Annotated in this window: 9 protein-coding genes, 1 tRNA gene and 1 pseudogene; 8 read left to right on the top strand and 3 right to left on the bottom strand. The window is 72.8% G+C overall.

Annotated elements, in window-relative coordinates:
• From L332_RS0114950 to L332_RS20065, 7 genes and pseudogenes are all read left to right on the top strand, one after another.
• A pseudogene (locus L332_RS0114950) lies at window positions 1-294 on the top strand (3,4-dihydroxyphenylacetate 2,3-dioxygenase); the annotation flags it as partial.
• Window positions 291-1,106 carry a 2-keto-4-pentenoate hydratase gene (locus L332_RS20090; RefSeq protein ID WP_021010055.1) on the top strand — a complete coding sequence of 272 codons (816 nt, stop codon included), beginning with the start codon at window positions 291-293 and terminating at the stop codon, window positions 1,104-1,106. The pseudogene L332_RS0114950 and the gene L332_RS20090, both read left to right, overlap by 4 nt.
• On the top strand, window positions 1,103-1,912 hold the full coding sequence (locus L332_RS20085; protein ID WP_021064938.1) for an HpcH/HpaI aldolase family protein: 810 nt from the start codon (window positions 1,103-1,105) through the stop codon (window positions 1,910-1,912). Before L332_RS20090 ends, L332_RS20085 begins: the two co-directional genes overlap by 4 nt.
• Window positions 1,913-1,933: 21 nt before the next feature.
• On the top strand, window positions 1,934-3,937 hold the full coding sequence (locus L332_RS20080) for an FAD-dependent monooxygenase (RefSeq protein WP_021010053.1): 2,004 nt from the start codon (window positions 1,934-1,936) through the stop codon (window positions 3,935-3,937).
• Between the two features lie 107 nt (window positions 3,938-4,044).
• Window positions 4,045-4,875 carry an alpha/beta fold hydrolase gene (locus tag L332_RS20075; protein WP_021010052.1) on the top strand — a complete coding sequence of 277 codons (831 nt, stop codon included), beginning with the start codon at window positions 4,045-4,047 and terminating at the stop codon, window positions 4,873-4,875.
• On the top strand, window positions 4,868-5,404 hold the full coding sequence (locus tag L332_RS20070) for a TetR/AcrR family transcriptional regulator (RefSeq protein ID WP_031223404.1): 537 nt from the start codon (window positions 4,868-4,870) through the stop codon (window positions 5,402-5,404). The genes L332_RS20075 and L332_RS20070 overlap by 8 nt, the downstream gene beginning before the upstream one ends.
• 100 nt (window positions 5,405-5,504) lie before the next feature.
• Entirely contained in the window at window positions 5,505-6,740 is a 1,236-nt protein-coding gene (locus L332_RS20065; RefSeq protein WP_021010050.1) for a YihY/virulence factor BrkB family protein, read from the top strand.
• A 4-nt stretch (window positions 6,741-6,744) separates the two neighbouring features.
• Here the strand turns inward: L332_RS20065 and L332_RS20060 are convergent, their stop codons facing one another.
• Both L332_RS20060 and L332_RS20055 read right to left on the bottom strand, forming a co-directional pair.
• Window positions 6,745-7,146: a DoxX family protein gene (locus tag L332_RS20060; RefSeq protein ID WP_021010049.1), complete on the bottom strand. Its 402-nt coding sequence runs from the start codon at window positions 7,144-7,146 to the stop codon at window positions 6,745-6,747.
• The gene (locus L332_RS20055) at window positions 7,146-7,544 is read right to left on the bottom strand and encodes a DUF1304 domain-containing protein (RefSeq protein WP_021010048.1); all 399 of its coding nucleotides are present in this window, start codon (window positions 7,542-7,544) and stop codon (window positions 7,146-7,148) included. The genes L332_RS20060 and L332_RS20055 overlap by 1 nt, the downstream gene beginning before the upstream one ends.
• Window positions 7,545-7,675: 131 nt before the next feature.
• Between L332_RS20055 and L332_RS20050 the strand changes: the two genes are divergently transcribed.
• Window positions 7,676-8,626: a PLP-dependent cysteine synthase family protein gene (locus L332_RS20050; RefSeq protein ID WP_021010047.1), complete on the top strand. Its 951-nt coding sequence runs from the start codon at window positions 7,676-7,678 to the stop codon at window positions 8,624-8,626.
• A gap of 52 nt (window positions 8,627-8,678) precedes the next feature.
• On the opposite strand, the gene L332_RS20045 is transcribed toward L332_RS20050, so the two are convergent.
• Window positions 8,679-8,750, bottom strand: a tRNA-Gln gene (locus L332_RS20045).
• Window positions 8,751-8,816: the final 66 nt, after the last annotated feature.

Raw genomic sequence — 8,816 nt, 5'->3', positions numbered from 1 at the left:
TACACGCAGGACTACTGGACCGGCGACCCCGACAACCCCGTCATCACGTGGGACGTGCACGACAACCAGCGCCGCGACTGGTGGGGCAACCCGGTCGTGCCCTCCTGGTACACCGAGGCCTCGCCGGTGCTCGACCTCGACGGCAACGTCGTCGAGATCGTCGAGCGCACCGACTCGAGCGAGATGGAGGTGACCGTCGGCGCCGACGGCTTCTCGTACACGCGCAAGGGCGACGAGGACGGCACCTACAAGGGCGAGGCCGCGAAGGGCTTCAAGATCGGCAACCAGCTGTGACGACGGACCACCTGCGCCCTGGCCGGGGCCTCGACGACGCGACGGTCACCGCGATCGCCGACGAGCTCGCCGAGGCCACGCGCTCGCGCGGCACGATCGAGCGCATCTCGACGCGCTACCCCGAGGCGACGATCGAGGACTCCTACGCGGTGCAGCGCATCTGGCGCGCTCGCCGCGAGGAGGCCGGGGCGCGGCTCGTGGGCCGCAAGATCGGCCTCACGAGCAAGGCGATGCAGGATGCGACGGGCATCACGGAGCCCGACTACGGCGTGATCTTCGCCGACCAGGCCTACCGCTCGGGCGACACGGTCGAGCACGCGCAGTGGTCGAACGTGCGCGTCGAGGTCGAGCTCGCCTTCGTGCTGCGCTCGCCGCTCGAGGGCGAGGGGCTCACGATCGAGCAGGTGCTCGACGCGACCGAGGTCGTCGTGCCGGCGCTCGAGATCCTCGACTCGCACATCGAGCTCGCGGGCCGCACGATCGTCGACACCATCAGCGACAACGCGGCGCTCGGCGCCGTCGTCGTCGGCGACGTCGAGCTCGGCCCGCGCGACCGCAACCTCGCCTGGATCGGCGCGCAGTGCTTCGTCAACGACGAGGTGATCGAGACGGGCGTCTCCGGCGGCGTGCTCGGCCACCCCGCGCACGGCGTCGCGTGGCTCGCGGGCAAGCTCGCGCAGCACGGCGACCGGCTCGAGGCGGGCGAGCTCATCCTCGCCGGCTCGTTCACGCGCCCCGTGTGGGTGCACCCGGGCGACCGCGTGCGGGTCGAGTTCCAGGACGCGGGGATGGTCGAGGTGGCGTTCCGATGACGGCGCTCAAGCCGACACTGCGCGACGTGCTCGCGGGAGCCGACCGCGCCCTCGTGGGCCTGTGGAACGCATCCGGGAGCCCGATCGCCGCCGAGCTCATGGCGGGCTCGGGCGCCGACCTGCTGCTCGTCGACGGCGAGCACGGGCCGATCGAGCTGCGCGACATCCTGCAGATCCTGCAGGCGGCCGAGGCCTACCCGGTCACGACGATCGTGCGCATCCCCTGGAACGACCCCGTGCGCATCAAGCAGGTGCTCGACCTCGGCGCGCAGAACATCGTCGTGCCGATGGTCTCGAGCGCCGCCGACGCCGAGGCCGCCGTGCGCGCGGCCCGCTACCCGGGCGCGGCAGGCGAGCGCGCCGGCGCGCGCGGCATCGGCTCCGCACTCGCCCGCTCGGCCCGCTGGGGCCGCGCGGCCGGCTACGTCGGCGACGCCGACCGGCACGTGTCGGTCGTCGTGCAGATCGAGACGGCGGATGCGGTGGCGAACGCCGCCGAGATCGCGGCGGTCGACGGCGTCGACGCCGTCTTCATCGGCCCCGCCGACCTCGCCGGCTCGATGGGCTTCCCCGGCTCGCCCGGAGCGCCCGAGGTCGTCGCCGCGGTCGACGCGGCGATCGACGCCGTGCGCGGCGCGGGCAAGCCGGTCGGCGTCAACGCGTTCGCGGAGGCCGACCAGGACCGCGTGCTCGCGCGCGGCGCCGCGTTCGTCTTCGTCTCGGCCGACGTCACGCTCATGGCGCGCGGCTCGGAGGCGGCCGTCGCCCGCATCCGCGACACGCGCGCCGCCGCAGACAGCTACTAGAGAGCCTTCGAAGGAGAAGCCATGCAGTTCCACCACCACGGCTACGTCAAGGGCGACCCGCGCATCCTGCCCGCCGCGGGCATCGGCCTCGACCGGCCCGCGGAGCTCCCCGCCGAGATGGACGTGCTCATCGTCGGCACCGGTCCGGCGGGCGTGCTGCTCGGCGCGCAGCTGTCGATGTACCCGGAGGTGCACACGCGCATCATCGAGCGCCGCGAGGGCCGCCTCGAGCTCGGCCAGGCCGACGGCCTGCAGGCGCGCTCGATCGAGACCTTCCAGGCGTTCGGCTTCGCCGAGCGGCTGCTGCAGGAGGCCTACCGCATCACCGAGATGCAGTTCTGGCGCCCCGACCCCGCCGACCGCTCGCGCATCTACCGCGCGGAGGCGACGCTCGACTCCGCGGGCGTCGAGGGCTCGACGCTCAGCGAGTTCCCGCACGTCATCTGCAACCAGGCGCGCGTGCAGGACTACTTCTGCGAGTACATGGCCAACTCGCCGAGCCGCATGAGCCCCGACTTCGGCTGGGAGCTGCTCGGGCTCGAGGTCGAGGACGGCGAGACCCACCCCGTGAAGGCGACGCTCCGCCGCACGGCCGGCCCCGACGCGGGCACCGAGCGCGTCGTGCGCGCGAAGTACGCCGTCGGCTGCGACGGGGCCCGCTCGGTCGTGCGCAAGTCGATCGGCGGGCAGCTGCTCGGCGACTCGCGCAACCACGCGTGGGGCGTCATGGATGTGCTCGTCGACACCGACTTCCCCGACATCCGCACGAAGTGCGCGATCCAGTCGGAGGCCGGCAGCATCCTGCTCATCCCCCGGGAGGGCAACGCGCTGTGCCGCATCTACGTCGACATGGGCGACATCTCGCCCGAGGACCACGGCAAGGTGCGCGAGACGCCGCTCGAGCGCATCGTCGAGATCGCGCAGTCGATCTTCCACCCCTACCGGCTCGAGGTGCGCGACGTCGCGTGGTGGAGCATCTACGAGGTGGGCCAGCGCCTGACCGACACCTTCGACGACGTGAAGCCCGAGGAGCGCGGCACGGTCGAGCCGCGGGTGTTCATCGCGGGCGACGCGTGCCACACGCACTCGGCGAAGGCCGGGCAGGGCATGAACGTCTCGATGCAGGACACCTTCAACCTCGGCTGGAAGCTCGGCTCGGTGCTCACGGGGCGCTCGCCCGAGTCGCTGCTCGACACCTACTCGGTCGAGCGCCAGGTCGTCGCGCAGAAGCTCATCGACTTCGACCGCGAGTGGTCGACGCTCATGGGCGCGAAGGTGCTCGACCCCGAGCACCCCGAGCTCGGCGGCGTCGACCCCAAGGAGGTCACGGCGCACTACCTCAAGAGCGAGGTGCAGGCCTCGGGCTTCGGCACCCACTACGAGCCCTCGATGATCACCGAATCGGGCGAGCACCAGCACCTCGCGAGCGGCTACCCGATCGGCAAGCGCTTCTGGTCGGCGCCCGTCGTGCGCGTGTGCGATGCGGTGCCGATGGAGCTCGGCCACCACATGCGCGCCGACGGCCGCTGGCGCCTCTACGCCTTCGCGGGCCGCGAGGCGCCCGGGCAGGGGGGCGCGATCGAGGCGTGGGCGCAGTGGGTGCGCACCTCGCCCGAGTCGCCGTACGTGCGGACGCGCCGCGAGGGCGACGACGCCGGCAGCGTCTTCGACGTCAAGGTCGTCTGGCAGCAGGACCACGACGCGATCGAGCCGCACGACGTCGACGACGTCTTCCGGCCGCGCTTCGGCCCGTTCCAGCTGCGCGACGACGAGCTCGTGTACGCGGCCGACCCGAAGGACGACATCTTCGAGCGCCGGGGCGTGAGCCGCGACGGATGCGTCGTGGTCGTCCGGCCCGACATGTTCGTCGCGACCGTGCTGCCGCTCGACCGCCCGGAGCTGCTGGCCGAGTTCTTCGACGGCGTGCTGCTGCCGGCCGACCCGCAGCACGACCCGGCCGTCGAGATCGAGCCGCGCCCCGGCGCGCTGCAGCAAGCGCGCGCGAAGGTGTCGGCCGAAGCCTGACGAGCAGTGCCGGGGGCCCGCGCCGCAGTCATGATCGACTCGGTGCGGGCCTCGCGCGTGCTTGGTGCGCCTTGCGCGGGGTTGGCTAATTGGATTAGCCTTGCGCCATGACCACTGCCACGACCGCCCGGCTTGCCCTCGACGGCCGCTCGCTCGCCTTCGACGTCGCGGGCGCCGGCCCGCTCGTCGTGTGCCTCCCCGGCATGGGCGACCTCCGCAGCGCCTACCGCCACCTCATGCCCGAGCTCGTGGCGCACGGCATGCGCGTCGCGACGCTCGACCTGCCCGGGCACGGCGACTCCGACGCGACGGCCGAGCCGCTCGTCGGCCAGCGCGACATCGCTCGCGCGGCCGTCGCGCTCGCCCGGCACCTCGGCGGCCCCGCGATCGTCGTCGGGCACTCCTACACGCCCGACAGCGCGCTGCTCGCGACGCAGCTCGCGCCCGACGCGATCGTCGGCGCCGTCGCGATCGCCCCCTGGGCGAGCACCGCGCCGCCCTCGCCCGCCATGCGCGTCGCGACGCGCGCCGTGACGAGCAGCGCCCTGCTGTGGTCGCTCTTCTACCGCTCGCTGCACCGCACGCCGCCCGTCGACCTCGGCGACCACCGCCGCCACATCGTCGCATCGATGCGGCGTCCCCACGGCACCGCCGCGCTCCGGGCGATGGGCGAGGGCAGCGGGAAGGACGCGATCGGCGCCCGAGCGACGCAGACCGCCCCCGTCGCGGTCGTGATGGGCGAGCGCGACCCCGACTTCCGCGACCCCGTGGCTGAAGCCCGCGCCTACGCCGAGGCCATGCCCGCGGGCGTCGCCGAGGTGCGCACGGTCGCCGGCGCGGGGCACTACCCGCACGCGGAGCGACCGGTCGAGACGGCGGATGCGGTGCTCGCCCTCGCGCGCCGCGTCGGGTGGGCCGTGGGCTCGGCGCGTGCCTAGGGCGGGCCTCTCCCCCGCCGCGCTCGTCGACGTCGCGCTCGAGGAGCTCGACGCGGGCGGCGGTCCGCTGTCGATCAGCGCGATCGCCGCGCGCGCGGGGGTCAAGCCGCCCTCGATCTACAAGCACGTCGCGGGCCTCGCCGAGCTCGAGGCGCTCGTCGGCGCGCGCATCTACGACGACCTCGGCCACGAGCTCGAGGCGGCGACGGCAGGGCTCGAGCGGGCGGATGCCGCGCGGGCGTTCCTGCACGCGTACCGCGCCTTCGCCGTGCGGCACCCGGAGCGCTACCGGGCCCTCCCGGTGCATCCCCTCGGCCATCCGCTGCTCGAGGCGGCGGGCGAGCGCGTGCTCGGGATCGCCGCGCGCGCCGTCGACGGCCTCTCGGGCGACGACGCGATCCACGCGCTCCGGGCGCTCCGCGCGGCCGCGCACGGCTTCGCGACGCTCGAGGCCGCGGGCGGCTTCGGTCTCGCGACCGACGTCGACGCATCCTTCGACCGCCTCGTCGACCGCCTCGTGGCGCCCTGACGCCTCTCGCCCGACGTCCTGTCGACTCCCAAGTTCGGGCCGGTTCGCTGGGGTACAGTCGCCCGCACCGGGGGCTCCCGGAGGACGATGGGAGAACCGCATGTCGGACAGCAGCGACCGCCTCGACGCGACACTCGATGCCGCAGACGCGCCGGCGCCGGATCACGACGCGAAGCCCGACTCCCCGCCCAAGCTCGAGGGCGCGAGCTGGAAGTACGCGCTCAAGCGGGCCATCAAGGAGTTCGGCACCGACGGCGGCACCGACCTCGCCGCGATGCTCACCTACTACATGGTGCTCTCGCTCGCGCCTGGACTGCTCGCCGTCTTCTCGATCATCGCGCTCGTGCTCGCCAACAACGCGAGCACCGTCACGAGCCTCGTCGACGACCTCGCCCAGCGCGTGCCGGAGGACTACCGATCGCTCGTCGTCGACCTCGTCGAGACGATGACGAGCTCGGCCACCGGCGGCGTGATCGCGCTCATCATCGGCATCGCGACGGCCGTGTGGTCGGCCTCCGCCTACGTCAAGGCGTTCTCGCGCTCGATGAACATCATCTACGGCATGGAGGAGGGTCGCGGCCTCATCAAGCAGACCGCGACGATGCTCCTCATCACGATCGCGCTGCTCGTGGGCGTCGTGCTGCTGCTCGTCTCGCTCGCCCTCAACGAGTCGCTCGTCGAGGGCGTGCTCGGGCCGATCGCCGAGCCGCTCGGCCTCGGCGGGCTGCTCGCCTTCATGCTGCAGACCTTCCTGCCGATCTGGGCGTGGGTGAAGTGGCCCGTGATGCTCGCGATCGTGATCGCGATGATCGCGCTGCTCTACTACCTCGCTCCGAACGTGCAGCAGCCGAAGTTCACGTGGGTGAGCCTCGGCTCGATCTTCGCGATCGTCGGCATCGCGATCGCTGCAGTGGGCCTCTACCTCTACTTCACGCTCCTCACCGGCTACAGCGCCTACGGCACGATCGGCACGGTCATGGCGCTGCTGTTCGCGCTCTGGATCTTCAACATCGTGCTGATCCTCGGCGCCGAGGTCGACGCCGAGACCGAGCGCGCGCGGCAGCTGCAGACCGGCATCGAGGCGGAGGCGACCATCCAGCTGCCGCCCCGCTCGACGAAGAAGGTCGAGAAGAAGGCCGAGGCGCGCGACAAGCTCGAGGCCGAGGGCCGCGAGATCCGCGAGGAGCACAGCGACGACACCGAGGACGACGATCGGGCGGATGCGCGGGGTCGCGACGACGACGGCGGTCGCGGCGATCGCGCCGGCGTCCGCGCCTCGAGCGAGGCGCGTCCCGCCAAGCGCAAGTTCCTCGGGATCTTCCCCCGGAAGGACTGACCGGTCAGCGGCGCGGAGGCCGCGTCGACCACAGCGCCCACGCGATGAGCACGGGCTGGAAGAGCAGTCGCGTGAAGCGCTTGTCGTCGGTGTCGAGCCCGAACGCATCCCGCCGGTGCAGCCACTGGGAGATGTTGCCGGGGAAGACGGCGGCGAAGAACGCCGCCGCGACGCGGCCGACGGCGCGGCGCCGCCCGTGCGGGGCGAGCAGCAGCGCGCCGCCGAGCGCGACCTCGGCGACGCCGGAGCCGAGCACGACCGCGTCCTCGCTCACGGGCGCGAGCTCGGTGACGAGCTCTGGCACCTGGGCGCGGAACTCGTCTCGCGCGAACGTGAGGTGGCTGACGCCGGCGAAGACGAGCGAGGCGCCGAGCAGCACGCGAGCGGCGGTGCGGATGCCGGCCATCAGACGCTCTGGCCGAGGGCGACGAGGCCGGTGACGACCGCGACGAGCGGGAAGAATCCCTGCACGACGGCGGCCCTCCCCTTCGAGCGATCGCTCACGACGAGGTAGAGCGCCGCGGCGAGCATGATGCCCGTGATCGTCAGCAGCAGCGCGATGCCCGGGCCGCGGAGGCCCGTGACGATGAGGATGACGCTCGCGACCGCGGCGATGCCGAGCAGCAGGTTGTAGACGCCCTGGTTGGCGGCGAGCTGCTTCGAGAGCGCCGCCTGCTCGGGCGTCGTGCCGAAGACGCGGCGCGTGCCCGGCTCCTCCCAGCGGAGCGTCTCGAGCACGAAGATGTAGCCGTGCACGGCTGCGGCGAGCGCGGCCGCGATGCACGCGATGACGGCGAGGTCCATGCGCCGCAGTCTAGGCAGTCGGGCTCGGATCGTGGCCGAGCGAAGCGCGGGCTTGCCGCGGACGCGCTCGTGTGGCATGACTGGAGCGAGCGCCGCGCTCGAGTGGCGCACACTCGCGGGAAGCAGGGCGCATGGGCGAGCACGGCATCCTCTCCTCGCCGCTCGATGCGATCGGCGGCACGCCGCTCGTGCAGCTGCGCCGCCTCGTGCCGCCGCGGGCGGCGCGCGTGCTCGTGAAGCTCGAGGGCGGCAACCCGACCGGCAGCTACAAGGACCGGATGGCGAGGGCGATCGTCGAGGCGGCCGAGGGGCGCGGCGACCTGCGGCCGGGCAGGCGAGTCGTCGAGTACTCGGGCGGCAGCACCGGTTCGTCGCTCGCCTTCGTGTGCGCGGTCAAGGGCTACGCGCTCTCGATCGTCTCGTCCGACGCCTTCGCGAAGGAGAAGCTCGACACCATGCGCGCGCTCGGCGCCGAGGTCACCCTCGTCGCCAGCGACGGCGGGCGCATCACGCCCGACCTGTTCGTGCGGATGCGCGAGGAGGTCGAGCGCATCGTCGAGGGCGAGGACGCGTGGTGGGTCGACCAGTTCCACAACGCGGATGCGCTCACGGGCTACGCGGCGCTCGGCCGGGAGATCCTCGAGGCGGTGGGCGCGAGCGGCGGTCGCGTCGACGCGTTCTGCGCGGGCGTCGGCACCGCGGGCATGCTCGTCGGCGCCGCCGGCGCGCTGCGGCGGCAGTCCGCGCCCGTGCGGGTCGTCGCGCTCGAACCGACGACCTCGCCGATGCTCACCGAGGGCAGAGCGGGGCCGCACCGCGTCGAGGGCATCGCGACGGGCATCGTCCCGCCGCTGCTCGCGCCCGGTACCCATGACGAGGCGGCGACGGTCGACGAGGCCGAGGCGCGCGGGCTCGCGCGTCGGCTCGCGCGCGAGGAGGGCGTCTTCGCCGGCACGTCGAGCGCGGTCAACGTGGCGGGAGCGCTGCGCCTCGCCGAGCGGATCGGTGAGGGCGGCACCGTCGTGACGGTCGCGACCGACTCGGGGCTGAAGTACCTCGCCGGGGACCTCTACCGCGCCTGAGGAACCGTGCCGCGAAAACGGAAGAAGCCCCGCTTCCGCGGGGCTCCGAACGCTGGGGTACCTGGACTCGAACCAAGAACAAAGGTACCAGAAACCTCCGTGTTGCCAATTACACCATACCCCAATGCTCGCGCGCCGAGGCACTGCGAACCAAGAGTCGAGCATAGCAACTCCCGCCGCCGAGCGCGAA

It is taken from the genome of Agrococcus pavilionensis RW1, assembly GCF_000400485.1.
Lineage (GTDB): Bacteria > Actinomycetota > Actinomycetes > Actinomycetales > Microbacteriaceae > Agrococcus > Agrococcus pavilionensis.
Note: the sequence above shows the minus strand (reverse complement) of the source record. Positions and strands in the feature narration are given on the sequence as shown.